The following is a 16,202-nucleotide window of genomic DNA, read 5'->3' as shown; positions in this document are numbered from 1 at the left end:
CGGATAAATTGGTCGCTCAATCTCAATTTGCGACCCGACAATTGACCCGCCTTGGAAGATCGGTGGCGCCTACGGCAAGGCGCCAGCCTTAATTCGAAACCGCAAAAAGTTAGAGCTATCAAAAGATTGAAGCTATTGGAGGGTAAAATGTATAGGTTGATGGTTGCTGATGTGGATTCCCCTTCATATTTCGTCGCGACGGCGGCCGTAAAACTGGGGTTCTTCAAGGCGGAGGGCGTCGATGTAGAATTCGTGCCGGAATATGGCGCTAAAAGCGGGCCAGAGAAACTCAAAGACGGTTCAATCCACTTTTTTGGCGGCCCGGCGTTCGCGGCGACGCGAGCCTTTCCAATGTGGAAAGGCGCCAAGCTCTTATGCGCCCTCGCGCAATATTCCTACTGGTTCATGGGTATCCGCAAGGATATCGACATTCCTCGCGGTGACGTCGCTGCCCTTAAGGGTCTGCGCATAGCATCCTCGTTCAAGTTTCCCCGGACGGCGCTGCGACACATGCTGATGGAGGCGGGCTTGAACCTGGATGACGTGCAGATCGTCGAGAGCCTAGCGTCGGAGTCGGAATGGCATAGTCTCGATGGCGTCAAAGCCATCGAGCAAAACCATGCGGATGCGTTTTGGGGCAATGGCATGCGGCTTGCCTTGGCAGAGAAGGCCGGTCTCGCCAAGTTGCATCTCGATCTGCGACGTGGCGATGGACCGCGCGGAGCGCAATACTACAACTTCGCTGCCCTCACAGTCACAGACGCGCTGATCAAGAATGAACCTGAAATTGCCGCCGCCGCCATCCGCGCAATACGGGCGACACAGGAGGCGTTGAAAGCGGACGCATCCCTCGCACGACAGGTGGGTGCCGACCTCCTCTTCCCTAAGGATCAGACCGAACTCATTCCCACCCTCGTGGCCCGGGATAGTCCTTATTACACTGCGGACATCGGGGCGGAGGCAATCGAAGGGCTTAACAGGTTCGCTGGCGCCAATGGGCTGACAGAGCGAAAGCTGGATCCAGACGAGATAGTCGCGACGCAATTCAGCAAGCTCTGGACCAGCTGATCTTGAGCATCAGTTCGGGGCCATTCCCACGTTTGTCGTCGTACGCGTTCATTGCCCTGCATCGCTTGCAATTCTCGGGGCGGACGATGTGCCGTCTTTTGCGGGTTCATCCGAGCGGATTTTATGCCTGGGGGAAGAACCCGTTGAGCCGGCGAGCCAGCGAGGACAAGCGACAGACCGATCTGCTCCTGAAGGCGTGGGAGGAAAGCGGTAACGTCTATCGCAAGCTGCACGACAATCTTCTCGATCAGGGCGAGATGTGCTGTCCGAATTGGATTGCGCATCTGACCCGCCTTTCCGGGATCAAGGCGCAGATTGGCTACAAACGCCGTCCCGGCATCTACGGCGGCGGGCCTTCAGTCGTCGTAGATAATGCGCTCGACCGGCAGTTCGACGTCGAGGCTCAGACACGGCGTGGGTCACGTACATCACCTATATCCGGACCTGTGAGGGCTTCGCCTATCTCGCCGTCGTCGATCTATATTCCTGTTGTGTGACCGGCTGGGTTTCCGTCTAGGTCCTCGCCGTTGAGGCCATTCATCGGCATTTTAAGGTGAGGTCGTCGAAGGGCGCATCATGGCCCACTAACTCCCACCTCAAGAGATTGACGCCTAGCGCCACGCCGCTCTGGGCTGTCGTCGTGCTATCGGCAACGAGGGTGCAGGTTAGGTCCTTGGCTCCGCTAGGCGGGTCGGCATCTTCTTCGAGATAGCAGGTCCGTCCAAGCGACATCGGATCAGAGCTTCACGGCGGTGGCCACATACCCACATATGTGTTAATGTGGGGTTTCATAGTTTAGGAACACGTTAGATGAGCCGATTGACGATCGACATAACGGACCAGCAACATCAAAGCTTAAAGGCGCTGGCCGCTTTGCAAGGCAAGACAATCAAGCAGTATGCACTTGAGCGCCTCTTTCCCGGCGACACAGATGGAGAACGAGCCTGGGAGGAGCTGAAGACATTGATGAACGCGCGCATCAACGACGGGCTCGCCGGAAAACTTTCGACCAAAACCGTAGGTGAGATCCTCGACGAGGAGATTGCCGAGGGTCGCGCTTGACGGCCTACATTCTTACCGCAGAGGCGGAATCGGATCTACGTTCGGTAATCCGCTACACCCGCGCTCAATGGAGTGCCGCCCAGGTACGCCGCTACGTCTCGGCGTTGGAGCGCGGTATCGCTAACCTTGCCGAGGGCAAAGCTCCTTTCAAGGATATGAGCGCGCTTTATCCGGCGTTACGAATGGCGCGATGCGAACATCACTACGTCTTTTGTTTGCTTCGAGGGGATGGGCCCGCCCTCATCGTGGCAATTCTTCATGAACGAATGGATCTCATGAAGCGTTTGGCTGGTCGTCTGAACGAATGATTTTTGGACGAAGGCGAGATTGCCTGAGCGTAGGGCCAATAAATCGTTGTTGTCGAGTGGTCCAAAGGGGATCGCTAGTTCAGATCCCTTCAAGAGCACCAAACGGGCGGGGCCACGGCAGAGTCGTACCGATTGCTGCGAGTCTTTCTCGCAACACCTAAGCGGGAACTGTAATCTTGGACGGATTTAGCTGGATTGGAGCGTTTCAGTTACGGTATCCGTAGGACTGCAAAGCGATTTGCACGAGCGGGACAGCTAGAGAAAGCACGTCCGAATCTCCTAAAGCAGGACCTTGATGAACGCGGATATGATAGCCGCCTGGGCGGTGGAAAACGGATTCCATGCGATCGATTCGGGGAATTATCGTCGCCATGACAATGCAGGCGTGATCACGATCGAGATAAAGAGGATGTCATTTCTCCTCATCGATGAGAGGCAAGGATTGCGACCGCGCCTCATATAGCGGTTGTTCAAAGACATACCCCTTATAAGCGGGAGCGGCCGCTTCCAGCTTCTTCCTCTTGACCGCTATCCCAATCATTGAGTCCTGACGCGGTGACCACAGCCAGTCAATTCACCAAGGCGGCGGATCGTGGCTAACGCCGATGAGCACCGACGCAAACGATCAAAACTCTCAATATTTCTTCTTGCGAACGATCTTGTTGCCACGTAGTCCGCTTACGACCGGTGTTCGGTCGCGGTTTTCTGTAACCAGAGCCGGCCGGCGTTCCAAGCGATCGGCGAGCAGGGCACCGCTTGAGACAGCTGCCTGAACCGCGCACCCCGGTTCATGGGCATGTGTACAATCGCGAAATCGGCAAAGCGGCGCCAGATCGGTTGTTTCCGCAAAGAGAGTGTCTATACCATCGGTGACATCACTCGAGTATAGCGTTCTTATTCCCGGGGTGTTTATGACAAAGCCGCCGCCTGAAATAGCATGCAGCGATCGCGCCGTGGTAGTGTGTCGACCCTGCGCGTCGTATTCGCGGATAGTGCCGGTTTTCTGGTTTGTGTCGGATTCAGGCGCAGTCATGGTGTTCACCAGCGTCGATTTTCCGACACCGGAGGATCCCACCAGCGCAACGTCTGGCCAACGCCGCACCAGGGCCCCAACAGGAAAACGGCGTCCGCGGAGCGCCCATTCAAGGCAATGACAAGACAGGTCACGCTGCAGAGCCTCGGCTTGAGCCTGGAACACGCCAGCATCTTCCGCGGTGTCAGCCTTCGTCAGCACAATCACCGGATTGCTCCCGGCCTGGTTGGCCATGATCAGGTAACGTTCCAGCCGAGCAAGATTAAAATCTGCGTTGCACGAGGTCACGATCAACAGGGTATCGACGTTGACGGCAACAAGTTGCTGGCCACGTCCGCCTTCCTGGCGTCGTTGAAAGATGCTTTTTCGGTCAAGACGGCTGATCAGTATGTCAGTCAGTGGATCGGCAAGAACCCAGTCGTTACCGCGTGGTCGGCAGTGTTGGTATTGGCTGGACGTTTCAGTCCGACAGGCCCGGTGACATCGATCGCCTCGATGCGTGCCCGGTGAACTGAAGCGACGCGTCTGGGGATCAGGTGCGCTTCGCCGGGCTGGACCTGATCCGCGAAGAATTCAGACCACCCAAGCAGTTCCAGCGGTGAAGAAGGGTGGGAGCTGGTCAAATCTTGTTCCGCATACGGTAAGGCTGCCATAAAGGGTTTTTCAATCATTTTCCGCGGCTTCTCGCCTAGCTGCGTGGATGATCCCGTTTTGGCAAAGAGGTTGCGTAAGCAGCAGCCTCGCCGGGATAGGGGAAATCATCCCCGAACTGACGGTCGCCATCGTAGACTTTGAAGGTAGGCCCATCAACTTCAACAATCTTATAACCATTCACGTATTCAATCTTCGGTGTTTTCCAACCCATCAATAGTCTCCAGTCCGGTCCGAGGTTTCTCTACTCTGAAGATGGTGCCAGACAGCTCATACTCAGCGGTCTGTGATCTATCAGGTGCTTACGCAAAAGACGATTAGCCATCGCCGGTTCGATTGCGTTCAAAGCGGAGGAAGTGGAGAATAATTTTACCTGAGCTATTTCTTGCCCGCTTTCACAGATGCTTGCGGTAATGACGGCGGGTCCCCTTCATGCTAAGTCTCCAGCGATGACCCGACCGGAAATTCTCGTGACGCCTGCCCAATTCGACATGTTTGCGGAGGTGCTGCCCGTTCGCGAGGCCATCCCCGTTTCCGACCGGCCTTCGAAGAGGCCTGCCGGGATAATGGATGAGGCGGACATGGTCTCGCACCTGACGGCGACCGGCCGCTATCGTATTTTGCACAAGCTCCCACCACGGCAGGTCGCCCAAACGCTCCGGCCACAGTTTCCGATGTTCGGCGTCATCCTCGACACGGAGACGACGGGGCTCAATCACCGCAAGGACGAGATCATCGAAATCGGCGCGATCGCGTTCTCCTTCGATGACGAGGGTCGGATTGGCGACGTCACCGGGGTCTACGGTGGCCTTCGACAGCCGAGCGTTCCGATCCCTCCCGATATCACCAGGCTGACCGGCATCACCGACGAGATGGTCGCGGGGCAGACGATCGATATGGAGGCTATGCGGTCGCTGATCGAGCCGGCGGACCTGATCATTGCCCACAATGCCGGGTTCGACCGTCCGTTCTGCGAAACATTCTCCTCACTATTTTCCAACAAGGCGTGGGCATGTTCGAACACCGAGATCGACTGGTCTTCGCGCGGTTTCGAGGGGACGAAGCTCGGCTATCTGATCGGCCAGGCAGGATTCTTTCACGACGGCCATCGAGCGGTGGATGACTGTTTTGCTTTGCTGGAAGCGCTCGTTCGGGATACGGGCGCTGAAATGGTGACGCCGTTGGCCGAACTTTATGAGGCAAGCCAGAGATGCCGGGTCCGGATTTTCGCCGAGAACAGCCCCTTCGATCTCAAGGATCACCTGAAGGCACGCGGCTATCGATGGTCGGACGGAAGTGAAGGAAGGCCCAAGTCCTGGTGGATCGAAGTCGATGAACCTGAACTTGAAGAAGAGCTTCGCTATCTGAGAAGCGAGATCTATCGCTATCCTGAGGCGGATCCGCCGACCCGGTATTTGACGGCATTCGACCGCTTCAGGGCTTAATGGCTGGGAGTTGGGCACAAGCTCGTGCGCCTATGCATGATGCGCATGTCTGTGTTGCGGCGCAGCATCTTTCGCGTTTTCCGGCGAGCCCGTATAACTAACTCCAACGAAGCGATGCACCTCCTCCCGCAAAGCTTCGTATTTTCAGGCGGACCGTTCCTCCTCCCAAGGGACGCCTGAGGGAACAGCGATACTCCTCCTCCCAATCGCTGTTCGAATTTTTCAAAAGCCTGCCGCACCTCCTCCCGCGGCAGGCTTTTTTCGTTTCTGTTGTTTTGCTGGGATCCGGGAAAGCGTTACAGGTCGCGTATGCATCCGAGCTCGATCCTCTCGCTGTGCTCGATAAGCAGCGCCTAATCGGCAACTGCCTCGCGGTCAGCGCGCTTCACGGAGCATCACCGAGGTCTCGTTAGCCCACGGACCATTCATGTATCTCCGCAGGTCAACTCCGGTGATCTTGATCCAGCAAGGTTTGAAACCGTCGGCCAATTGACGATACAGCGTGTCCGCTACAGCTCTGGAAAGGTTCTGTCGCAAGCTTATCGTCAACCACCACTGAGGCATGAAGGCTCTTCCATTTCGGGAGAGCTCTTCGATGTTCAAAGGCCGTCATTTCGAACGCTCGGTGATCCTGCTGTGCGTACGTTGGTACCTGGCTTACAATCTCAGTCTGCGCGATTTGGAAGAGATGATGATCGAGCGCGGTTTTGTGTCGACCATTCCACGATTCATCGGCGGGTCGTACGTTTTGCGCCATTGTTGCTCGAGCGCTTCAATCAGCGGAAACGTTCGGTCACTGGCCAGTGGCATATGGATGAGACTTACATCAAGGTTCGCGGTCACTGGATGTATCTCTACCGCGCCATCGACGGCGTTGGTGACACCGTCGAATTCTTCTTCAGCGAGCACCGTGACCTTTTGGCTGCCAAACGCTTCGTTTGTATGGCGTTGGAGCGCCATGGTCGACCTGATCTAATCGTCATTGACGGCAGCCCAACAAACCGCGCGGCCATCATCGCCTGCGATGATGAAAACAGGCTACGGGATCGATCGGGCCGAATACTGAGGCCGATCCGTATCTGGCGGAGCCAATATCGCACGGATGTACGGATGTAATTGACAAGGTAATTCTTTATCCGACGAGAAGGCTTTTGGCTGACGATGCTGCCGCTCATTGATGGTGGATCGCTGAGGTAAACGTCAGGCAACAGACCCGCGTCTGTGACATTGCTTGAAGTGGCGTGCCACCGGTGATTTTGCTATGCTGCAGCGGCTCGGGTGACCCCGTGGCGAAGCACAGGTCCGAGGTTGCAACCCTGTCGCGCAGCTTACGTTTGTCGCACCTCATTGGCGGCACCCGGGCACCTGTTCGGTGGTCGCTGCTTCCACGCTGCGACAAAGCGTCGGTAAACATCTTCCGCCTGGCCGATCATTTCCCGTTCACTGTCGCGCACCGCTTTGTTGCTGTAGGCTGCAGCCGACCCCTTCTGCTTGCCGCCGCGGTGAGAAGGATGACCTGCCGTCAGTTCCAAATGCCGCAGTTTCCCCTGGAGCAGCGCCGGGCGGATCCAGGTATAATCCTCTTCCTTCATTAGCATGTGCCAGACGATGATCGCGAGTTTCCGTGCCGTTGCGACTGCGGCGACATGCTTGCCGCGTTTGTCGCGGATGCGCATGAAGAAAGCGCGCAGCGGGCCGGGCACGCCAGAAATGACCCATGCCGCCTCGACCAGCATCGATCGCGCGTGGGTTCGGCCTTGTTTGGTGATGCGGCCGTGGTAGGCCGGCCTGTCGCCGGACTGCCGGACCCGCGGGTTGAGCCCGACGTAGCTGACGAGCTTTTCCGGAGAAGAGAACCGCTCGATGTCGCCGATCGCTGCCACGATACTCAGTGCCACCGTGACATTGATGCCGGTGATCGTCATTAGTCGCTTGACCCGAGGTTCCCGGAGAGCCGTCTGCGCAAGGCTCCTGTCAACCTGTGCAAGCTCACCACCAAGGCGCTCGAGTTCTCCGACATGGCGCAGGACGACTCGCCGCTGATCGTCGGCAAGCGGCTGGGCTACCAGCCAAGCCTTGCCGCGTTTCGAAAACAGCGTGCCTTTGTAAGGCGGGATCAGGTTGGCGTGCAGAACCGAGTGGATCCGGTTCTTGAGACGGGTCATCTGAGAGACGAGCTGCGTTCGTTCCGCCACGACGCGACGGCGCGTCTCGGTTTCCTCGTCCGGCATCCAGACTTCGGGTAGAAAGCCACTCGCGTGGAGCTTGGCCAGCACTGCCGCGTCAATTTTGTCGGTCTTGACCTTGGCCCAGGCAATGGCCCGGACCAGAATCGGATTGGCGATGATCACTCGGCCTACAAAAGGCAACAATAATCGCACGATCGCACTCGTATTGCCTGTCGCTTCGATGACGATCTCGTCATCCGGCTTGAGCGTCGTGGCAAACTGCAGCAGGCGGCTGCGTTCGAGATCGACCCTCCCGGCATCCCGGATCTTGCCTTTCTCCAGGATTGCCATTTGAGCGAATGATCGGTGGACATCCAGAGCAATGATTCTCATTCCCGGCTCCTTTCCAGGGTCAGCAACCATGGGAGCCGGCGGGCTACACGACAACTACGGATCCGCGCTCGCAGCGCAACCGGGCAAGTCGAAGGGGGCGGCCAGATAACAACTCGAGCTCGCAGCTCATGAGATACTTCGGCCTGCCCGCCATGCGTGCTCCCGACACCCCAATCCCGGTAGGCCGAGGGTACCCGATCCATCCGGGCAGGAAAATGCGGATTGGCGCGTCGCGCCTATTCATGCCTGATAACAACCGCATCGAGCAGGATCACCGACGGATCAAGCGACGGTCAGACCGATGCTCGGTTTTAAGTCCAGGGCCACAGCCGCGACCATTTTGTCAGGCATTGAATTGGTCCACATGATGCGCAAACGACAGGCGAATTACGCCAATATTCCAGCGCCATCGATCGCAGAGCAATTCGAGATCCTTACTGCATGACCATCGGTCGGACGGCATTTCGCATCTTCAATGCGGGTTTACGACAGAACCAAAATATCCACCGGGCCGAGCACATGGAGACAGCCCCTTGGCGGGCTTCGACTGGACCTATTTTCGGGCACCATGGGGGCTATGCTGGAGGTCGCAAGCTTCGACAAGCTCGGCTACGAGGAAAATTCACCCCATCGCCTATGGAGAGCAAGTCAACTCCGCTAGACGTCTGATCTTGAAGGAGCATCTTTTTTACCAAACCAAGGATGTGCCATCGTTCAGGTTGTTCATGGCCGCGTCACAACGACGGACGAGGTCCGTCGGCGGCCCCCGCATAGTCAGAGAGCATGACGACCCCGTCCAGCGTTACGCCGTCCAGAAGATGCATGGTTCTGGGTGGTCTGCCCGCAGCTCTGCTGTAAGCCATAAACTGACGTGTCCGGCAGGTGAACTAGAGCGTTCAGCCACCATTATCGCCAGCGGCGCTTCTGCGCACTTGATACACCTCACGACCTTGCCGACGAACAGCCTCAGCGTTTGCATCTGCCATCCAAAGCCTTCTCGCCGCAAGCATTAAGCGATCATCTCCACCTCGCGCTCCAGCAATGCAATAAGATACCTTGCCGCAGGCGACATAAAGCTTCTGGCCCGATGGGCGATATCGAAGAACCGGTGCAAGGTCGTTGCCGCGTTTTCGACTTCTTCAATCTCGCCTACTTGGAGATTTCGCCGCGACATGAAACTCAAGAGATCGGTCTTCACCGTGATAGCGGGTGCAGCGACCAGGGGAGACGCGGATATGATCGTTTCTGGCTGCGGTAGACCTGCCTTGACGAAGACGGCGTCGAGCCACTGCCGGGTAGAGACGGATGGCGTTGGCAATACCCAGCCGAACTCGGACATTTCCCGTAGTGACGACTGGCGACCTGCGAGAGGGTGACCGCGTCGGGCCACAACGACTACGGTATCCGACAGGAGGCGGTTAGATACGATCGCATCGTCCGGTTCATCGGTACGGTGCGGACTGATCGTGATGTCGATCGCTCCAGCTCTCAACGCCTCCTGCAGCACATCGTCCATGGCGACACGAATCTGCAGCCGGAGGTCCGGTGCCTTCTCCTGCATCGAGCGGCAGACGTCCGGCAAAACGAACGAGGCAATCGATGCTGCACAGCCGACGCGCACCACGCCGGCGATGCCGCTGCGATATGATGACACCTCGCGCTGGATCTCCTGCAGATCCTGTTGAAGGAGTTGATACCGCTCGCGCAGCAGCTGTCCGGACTCTGTCAACGCGATCCGTCGGCCAACCCGGTCGAACAGCTGGACCCCATAGGATTGTTCCAGCCGGCTGATGCATTTCGAGAGCGCCGGCTGGGAGATGTGGAGTTCTTCCGCAGCCCTGCCGAGATGGCAGTACTCTGCCACCTTTAGGAAATATCGAATATCGCGAATGTCCATTTGATAACTGAAAGTAATGAGTACTTGAAATATTACCAATAGACGCCCCGGTTTCTATCGGTCAATAGTCGCAGAAATCAACGGCGCAGCTTTTCCAAAGGCTGGTCGAGAAATTTTGGTTATGAGTCGTGCCGGGCTGATGACCTGCAAAGCGATGGTGGCCGGGACCGGTCGTCGCACGGAGGACTCAGTAACGGCCGAGCGGGGCTCGGCAACCACGGGAGCAGGCCGCGGATAGCCTCTCTGTTCCTGCTGATGGACGAACATCGAGATTTTCTCAGCGGCGGAGCGCCGGGGATTTTGCTCCCTGGCCAGCCTCTTGGTGCTGGCCGCACTTCAATTTTGACAAGAAAGGTTCGACACGATGAAGACGATCGGCTTCCTCGGTTTTGGCGAGGCATCGTTTAACATTGCCGAGGGATTGCGCGGCGAGGGCCTGAAAGGAATCCGCGCCTATGATGCGGCCTGGCAGAAGGTGCCGCAATCCGAACTCATTAAAACGCGCGCGGCCAAAGCCGATGTCGTGCTGGAACCGACACTGCAGGATCTGGTCGAAAAATCCGATATCGTCGTCTGTTCGATCAGCGCCAATTTGGCACTTCCGATCGCCGAGCAATGCGCGCCCCTGCTGAGGCCAGACCAGCTTTATGTCGACATCAACTCCGCAGGGCCGGACACCAAGGTCGCGGTCGACAGGGTCGTTTCGCCGCATGCGACATTCGTGGACGTCGCCGTCATGGGAACAGTACCCGGCAACCGTCACAAAGTGCCGATGCTGGCGTCGGGAAAAGGCGCGAGCACCTTCGCGGAATTCTGCAACGGCTACGGCATGAGCGTGACAGCGTTGGCCGGCCCCGCCGGCAAGGCGTCGGCGTCGAAGATGTTCCGAAGCATCTTCATGAAGGGCTACGTGATGCTGTTGCTCGAGGCGGTGATTGCCGGTCGCCAGTTTGGGCTCGAGGACGACGTGTTGGCCTCGATCCGCGATACGATCACCGGCGGAGATTTCTTGCGGAACGCCAATGACCTCATTGCACGAGGTGTCATCCATGCCGAGCGCCGCGAACACGAAATGGACGAGGTGATCGCGACGCTGCGGAGCCTCGGTGTCGATGACACCATGTCTCGCGCCGCAAAGGCAAAGCTCGCCTGGTGCGTCGAGCACCGCTTCAAGGAGCATTTCCGGGGCAAGCCGCCTGTCGATTATCACGAGATATTCTCGGTGCTGAACGCCTAGAGACACCGAAAGCAGAAGGATGACTGTCATGCCGAATCCCGGCTTCCGTATTTTTACAAAGATCAATCGGCCGCCTGCCGCCCTGGTCGACGGCTTCAAGGACCTTCCCGTTGCCAACATCGGCGACTGCATGAACCGCGCCTCCATGGTCGACGCTCGCATCCGCAAGATCAGCAAGGGTAACCTTTTCGGACCAGCCTTCACTGTGAAGTCGCGCGCCGGCGATAATCTCTTGCTTCACAAGGCGCTGGACATGGCCGAAGTCGGCGACGTGATCGTCTTCGATGCGCATGGCGATATCACCAATGCGATCACAGGCGAACTGATGATGCAGACCGCCGCAAGAAAGAAACTCGGCGGCATCATCATTGACGGCGCAATTCGCGACCTCGCTACGCTTCGCGAGATGGAACTGCCCATCTTTGCGGCTGGCGTTACGCCGGCGGGGCCGTACAAGGAGGGACCTGGCGAAATCAACGTGCCGATTTCGCTCGGCAGCGTCGTCATCATGCCCGGCGATATTCTGGTCGGCGACGACGATGGCGTGGTGGTCGTTCGCCCCGGGGATGCAGCCGGCATCGTGGAAAAGGCAAAGAAAAAGCAAGCGGCTGAAGCGGAGAAGATGAAGTCGATCCTCGCCGGAACCATTGACACGTCCTGGATCGACAAGGAACTGGCGGCCAAAGGCTGCGAGATCATCGAAGACAGTTACCACTGAAGGAGACGTGCGCTGGGCAGGTGGTTGCGTATTGCGCAATCCACTGCCCACCAGACGCGCATACCAATCTGCGGAGCCCTGCCGACGGGCTTATGTCGGCCTCGGAAGTAATATCAAGGAGGAGGTTTGGATGTTGAGCCAAAATGGAATTTCAGACGCGGCAATTGCGGCGAAAAATATTGATGAAACGGATACCGAGATTAAGGCGATCGTTTGGAAACTGTCAGTGCGGCTCGTTCCGCTTCTGATCGCTGCACAGCTTCTTGCCTATCTCGATCGCGTCAACCTAGGCTTCGCCTCGATTACGGCCAACCAGGCCCTCGGAATAAGCACGATACAATATTCCTTCGGCGTGAGCATTTTTTTCCTGGCATATTTCCTGTGCGAATATCCGAGCAATAAGATCATGATGCGCGTTGGCGCGCGCCTCTGGATTGCGCGGATCATGATCACCTTCGGATTGATCGCCGCGTCGATGGCCTTAGTGGTCGGACCATATTCCTTCTATTTCGTCCGCATCATTCTGGGAGCCGCCGAAGCCGGTTTTTTCCCCGGCGTGCTTCTTTACCTCACATTCTGGTTTCCGCGGGCGTATCGCGCGCGCATCATCGCCACATTCCAAGTCGGGATACCGCTGTCCAGTGTGATAGGCGGACCGATCTCGGGCGCAATCCTCGGCATGGACGGCGTCCTCGGCCTGCATGGCTGGTAGTGGCTTTATGTTCTTGAGGCGTTGCCTGCGGTCCTGCTCGGTGTGTTTGCCCTCTACTATCTCGAGGACCGCCCGGCTCAATCCAGATGGCTGAGCCCTCGCGAGCGGCAGATCCTGCAGGCTCGACTGGATCGGGAAAATGTCCAAGGCGCTTATGTCTCTCGACATGGTTTGGGCCTTGGCCTGCTTGCCGATCGCCGTGTGCTTTTCTATGCGCTCCTTTACTTCACCACCACGGCATCCAGCGTCGGTCTGAGCTTTTGGCTGCCGCAGATCATCAAGGGATTCGGTGTCAGTAATCTGGTTGTAGGTTTGTTGACCGCTATTCCATTCGCACTTGGATGCTTGGCCATGGTTGCCTGGGGCTATTTGTCCGATCGTCAGCTCGAAAGGCGCTGGTTCACGGCAATTCCCTGCTTTCTCGCAGCTGGCGCTATGGCCTCCTGCATCTTCAGCGACAGCTTGGTCGCACAGATGACGATGGTTGCGGTGGCCGGTATAGGTATTTATGCCGTCAAGGGCCCGTCTCTCTCGCTGATGACTGAGGGGCTTAGCGGTGGCGTCAGCGTCGGAGGGCTCGCGCTCGTCAGTTCGCTCGGCAATTTGTCCGGCTTTGTGGCGCCCTTCGTCATGGGGTGGATCAAGAACTACACCGGAAGCCATGTCTATGCCCCTTGTGTTCCTCTCCGTGGTGGTCTTCCTGGGCGGGCTCCTTGCGCTCACGGTCGATGCGCTGGGCATGAGGGACCGCGTGAAATGAGTGTCGTGCAGCGCTCGGATGTCAATTGGCGAGCACCCTCCGGATCCGTCGATTGCCATATCCATCTCTACGACGATCGGTTTGCCGCAGATCCACGGGCCAAGCTTCAACCGCAAGGAATGACGCTCGAACGCTATCGGCACGTGCAAGAGGCGCTTGGTCTAGAGCGCTGCGTCGTCGTTCAGCCCTCGACCTACGGTTTCGACAACGCCTGCCTGCTTCATCACCTGGATCTGCTGGGGTCGAGTGCAAGAGGCGTCGCCGTGATTACCGAGCATACGAGCCAGCGAGAGCTGGTTCGTATGCATGACCTGGGAGTACGCGCAATCCGGTTCAGTCCGGCCCGAGAGGTCGACACGAGCATCGACTCGTTGGAGGCGTTGGCACGCCGGATTGAACCCTTTGGCTGGCATGTGCAGTTGAATGCGCGCGGTCCGTTTGTCGCGGAACTCGCGCACCGGCTGCTGGCTCTGCCGGTTCCGGTCGTGATCGACCACATGGGCCGCCTGCCGCAGCCTGCCGGATTGACCGACTCGTCATGGAATGACCTGCGGCGCCTGGTGGACGCCGGAAAGACATGGATCAAGCTTTCGGGCGTCTATCTGGACAGCCGTGAGGGGCCGGAGTTCTACTCCGACACTGCGGCGATTGCACAAGCCTGGATCGCAACGGCGCCGGAGCGGCTTTTGTGGGGGACTGATTGGCCGCATCCCGCCGCACTTGCCGGGGAGATGCCTGTTCCAGATGATGTCGCCCTGTTTAATATGCTCGGAGCCTGGGCGCCTTCGGACGATCTGCGCTGGAGAATACTCGTCGAAAATCCGTGCAAACTATACGGGTTTCCTGCAACTGCCCGGCAAATCGATCAAACGGATGCTGCATCTTGAGACTTCGCGCCTACATTACCCATACGCCAGACGAACTCGGCAACGCGTTTCCTCCGGACTGTGTCGAGGCGCTTGGGCGGCTCGCGGATCTCGTCCACAACCGGCAACGCGATACCCAGAGCGGAGCGGAGCTGGCAAAAGCTGCGGAAGGATGCCAGATCATCATCGCGCATCGGTCTGTTCCGGGTCTGGCAAGCACGTTCGAGATCGCTCCGCAGCTGGTCGCATTCATGAGGTCGGCGGTGGATGTCAGCACGATCGATATCGACGCTGCGTCAAAGCATGGAATCCTTGTCACGCGGGCCGCAGCAGGGTTCTCCGACGCTGTTGCCGAACTTGGGGTCGCTCTCATGCTTGACCTGGCTCGCGGGATATCCCGCTACAGCCGAGCGCAGTCCATTTCGGCCATGCCCATTCGGCTCGGTCTTCAGCTCCGTGGCCGCACGCTCGGCATCGTTGGGTTCGGACGGATCGGCCGTCGGCTGGCGGAAATAGCACTGGCCTTGGGAATGCGGGTGGTCGCCTATGACCCACATCCGGTTGAGACGACCCCATCCGTGGAGAAGCTGGATCTTCCGGGTGTGTTGGACATCTCGGATTTCGTCGTCTGTCTCGCGGCCGCCAATACCGAGACGGCAGGCCTTTTCGGCGCCGCTCAATTCGCGGCGATGAAGGAAAGCGCCTATTTTATCAATCTGTCGCGCGGCATCCTTGTCGACGAGGATGCGTTGGCGAATGCCCTCGACACCCACGAGATCGCTGGCGCAGCATTGGATGTCGGGCTCGGCGCGGATCAGAGACCCACAATGCGGTTCCACAATCGAGATAACGCCGTCGTCACACCGCACATCGGAGGGGTTACGGCAGAGGCGCGCAGGTATCAGGCGGAGGATGTGGTGGAACAAATGGCTCGCCTTGTAAGGGGGGAGATTCCGCAGGGCGCGATCAACGGTCCGTTCGCCACACGTTTAATTCGGCTGGCCGAAACGGTCGAACGCCCACCCGAACTCTGAATTGATCGGGCGAAAATCATGGTATTGAAGGCTTCCTTCTGTGCTTGCAAGACCGCGGCCGCCTTACGGGGGTCACTCCAATTTGGCGTCCAGTCCAACCAGATTTTGCTTCAGAGGTTAGTCAGAGGACGAGGGCCCGCCCTACGGAAAGCGAGCCCTGTCGCCCCTCATGCGCAGGAACAACCTCCAAATCCCGCAACATGATTGGAACAACGCAGCGCGCCCAACGGGCTGCGCCACTTCGTCCATGGTGCAAAACTATTAGATTCCGTTGATGGTCCGGTCTGGTAGCGTACCGTGAGCTTCAGCCGACGAAACCGAACAGCCTCGCCAAACTGGCGATGACGCCGACGATCGCTCCGAGCATAGCGAGCGCCACCAGCACCCATATGCCCAGCCAGGCTCGCGCGGCTCTCCCGGGGAATTGCCGTTAGGGCTCATTTCCTCAAGTTCGCCCTCGGAATAGAGGGAACCACTACTCATTTCGCTTCTTGCCGAACAGACTCTTCAGCCAGACAAGCGGTAGCAAGAGAATGAACCAGAGCTTCTTTAGGAATATGAGGGCGACAGCAATTGCACCCGCGCCAACCGCCTTGCCATACTTAACTCCGAGAATACCCGCAAAAACAGTCATGGCGCCATACGCTGCAATTTTGTCGCCCTTCTGGGCTTCAAAATAGGCGTTTCCCGTCTTGGGCGTGTACGCAGTGACAACCTGGTCCACTGACCTTGCCCGTTGAAATGATCCATTTTGAAGTAAGCTCTGGCCCATTGAGAGGACCAGGGAATGAAGCGCAAGTGTTTTACAGACGAACAGATTATCGGCATTCTGAAGGAGCACGAGGCGGGC

Annotated in this window: 14 protein-coding genes and 5 pseudogenes; 13 read left to right on the top strand and 6 right to left on the bottom strand. The window is 57.8% G+C overall.

Annotated elements, in window-relative coordinates; all coding sequences use genetic code 11:
* Positions 1-51: 51 nt before the first annotated feature.
* The 5 genes and pseudogenes from HGP14_RS26545 (at position 52) to HGP14_RS36505 (ending at position 2,982) form a co-directional block, all read left to right on the top strand.
* Complete coding sequence (locus HGP14_RS26545; RefSeq protein ID WP_168832865.1) at positions 52-1,068, top strand: ABC transporter substrate-binding protein; 1,017 nt, start codon at positions 52-54, stop codon at positions 1,066-1,068.
* 38 nt (positions 1,069-1,106) lie between these two features.
* A pseudogene (locus tag HGP14_RS26540) lies at positions 1,107-1,573 on the top strand (IS3 family transposase); the annotation flags it as partial.
* A 305-nt stretch (positions 1,574-1,878) separates the two neighbouring features.
* Positions 1,879-2,130 carry an antitoxin gene (locus HGP14_RS26535; protein ID WP_168832864.1) on the top strand — a complete coding sequence of 84 codons (252 nt, stop codon included), beginning with the start codon at positions 1,879-1,881 and terminating at the stop codon, positions 2,128-2,130.
* Positions 2,127-2,438 (top strand): type II toxin-antitoxin system RelE/ParE family toxin, encoded by a 312-nt coding sequence (locus HGP14_RS26530; RefSeq protein ID WP_168832863.1) that lies wholly within the window; start codon positions 2,127-2,129, stop codon positions 2,436-2,438. The genes HGP14_RS26535 and HGP14_RS26530 overlap by 4 nt, the downstream gene beginning before the upstream one ends.
* Before the next feature lie 295 nt (positions 2,439-2,733).
* A pseudogene (locus HGP14_RS36505) lies at positions 2,734-2,982 on the top strand (hypothetical protein).
* A gap of 90 nt (positions 2,983-3,072) precedes the next feature.
* On the opposite strand, the gene rsgA reads toward HGP14_RS36505, so the two are convergent.
* From rsgA to HGP14_RS26520, 3 genes are read right to left on the bottom strand one after another with little or no spacing between them, the layout of a single operon-like run.
* The gene (gene rsgA / locus HGP14_RS26525; protein WP_312862191.1) at positions 3,073-3,831 is read right to left on the bottom strand and encodes a ribosome small subunit-dependent GTPase A; all 759 of its coding nucleotides are present in this window, start codon (positions 3,829-3,831) and stop codon (positions 3,073-3,075) included.
* Between the two features lie 35 nt (positions 3,832-3,866).
* Positions 3,867-4,142 (bottom strand): hypothetical protein, encoded by a 276-nt coding sequence (locus HGP14_RS35740; protein ID WP_246704590.1) that lies wholly within the window; start codon positions 4,140-4,142, stop codon positions 3,867-3,869.
* A gap of 17 nt (positions 4,143-4,159) precedes the next feature.
* On the bottom strand, positions 4,160-4,336 hold the full coding sequence (locus HGP14_RS26520; RefSeq protein ID WP_168832862.1) for a hypothetical protein: 177 nt from the start codon (positions 4,334-4,336) through the stop codon (positions 4,160-4,162).
* Positions 4,337-4,571: 235 nt separating this feature from the next.
* On the opposite strand from HGP14_RS26520, the gene HGP14_RS26515 reads away from it, so the two are divergent.
* Positions 4,572-5,567 (top strand): 3'-5' exonuclease, encoded by a 996-nt coding sequence (locus HGP14_RS26515; protein WP_409527105.1) that lies wholly within the window; start codon positions 4,572-4,574, stop codon positions 5,565-5,567.
* A gap of 595 nt (positions 5,568-6,162) precedes the next feature.
* A pseudogene (locus HGP14_RS26510) lies at positions 6,163-6,662 on the top strand (IS6 family transposase); the annotation flags it as partial.
* 233 nt (positions 6,663-6,895) lie between these two features.
* Here HGP14_RS26510 and HGP14_RS26505 read toward each other — a convergent pair.
* A complete protein-coding gene (locus HGP14_RS26505; RefSeq protein WP_168832959.1) occupies positions 6,896-8,113 on the bottom strand; it encodes an IS110 family transposase in 1,218 nt (405 codons plus the stop codon).
* 266 nt (positions 8,114-8,379) lie between these two features.
* Between HGP14_RS26505 and HGP14_RS26500 the strand changes: the two are divergent.
* Positions 8,380-8,573 (top strand): annotated as a pseudogene (locus HGP14_RS26500) (DDE-type integrase/transposase/recombinase); the annotation flags it as partial.
* Between the two features lie 564 nt (positions 8,574-9,137).
* On the opposite strand, the gene HGP14_RS26495 reads toward HGP14_RS26500, so the two are convergent.
* Positions 9,138-10,025, bottom strand: coding sequence for a LysR family transcriptional regulator (locus HGP14_RS26495; protein ID WP_168832861.1), 888 nt, complete (start codon positions 10,023-10,025; stop codon positions 9,138-9,140).
* Positions 10,026-10,389: 364 nt separating this feature from the next.
* Here HGP14_RS26495 and HGP14_RS26490 point away from each other — a divergent pair, with 364 nt between their 5' ends.
* From HGP14_RS26490 to HGP14_RS26470, 5 genes and pseudogenes are all read left to right on the top strand, one after another.
* On the top strand, positions 10,390-11,262 hold the full coding sequence (locus HGP14_RS26490; protein WP_168832860.1) for an NAD(P)-dependent oxidoreductase: 873 nt from the start codon (positions 10,390-10,392) through the stop codon (positions 11,260-11,262).
* 28 nt (positions 11,263-11,290) lie between these two features.
* Positions 11,291-11,980 carry an RraA family protein gene (locus tag HGP14_RS26485; protein WP_168832859.1) on the top strand — a complete coding sequence of 230 codons (690 nt, stop codon included), beginning with the start codon at positions 11,291-11,293 and terminating at the stop codon, positions 11,978-11,980.
* 130 nt (positions 11,981-12,110) lie between these two features.
* Positions 12,111-13,304: pseudogene (locus HGP14_RS36745) on the top strand (MFS transporter); the annotation flags it as partial.
* 18 nt (positions 13,305-13,322) lie between these two features.
* A complete protein-coding gene (locus tag HGP14_RS35730) occupies positions 13,323-14,339 on the top strand; it encodes an amidohydrolase family protein (protein ID WP_312862190.1) in 1,017 nt (338 codons plus the stop codon).
* The gene (locus HGP14_RS26470; RefSeq protein ID WP_168832856.1) at positions 14,336-15,352 is read left to right on the top strand and encodes an NAD(P)-dependent oxidoreductase; all 1,017 of its coding nucleotides are present in this window, start codon (positions 14,336-14,338) and stop codon (positions 15,350-15,352) included. Before HGP14_RS35730 ends, HGP14_RS26470 begins: the two co-directional genes overlap by 4 nt.
* Before the next feature lie 475 nt (positions 15,353-15,827).
* Here the strand turns inward: HGP14_RS26470 and HGP14_RS26465 are convergent.
* The coding region (locus HGP14_RS26465) for a DUF2167 domain-containing protein (RefSeq protein ID WP_168832855.1) at positions 15,828-16,202 on the bottom strand (375 nt) is incomplete at its 5' end.

It is taken from the genome of Rhizobium sp. P32RR-XVIII, from assembly GCF_012641395.1.
GTDB lineage: Bacteria > Pseudomonadota > Alphaproteobacteria > Rhizobiales > Rhizobiaceae > Rhizobium.
Note: the sequence above shows the minus strand (reverse complement) of the source record. Positions and strands in the feature narration are given on the sequence as shown.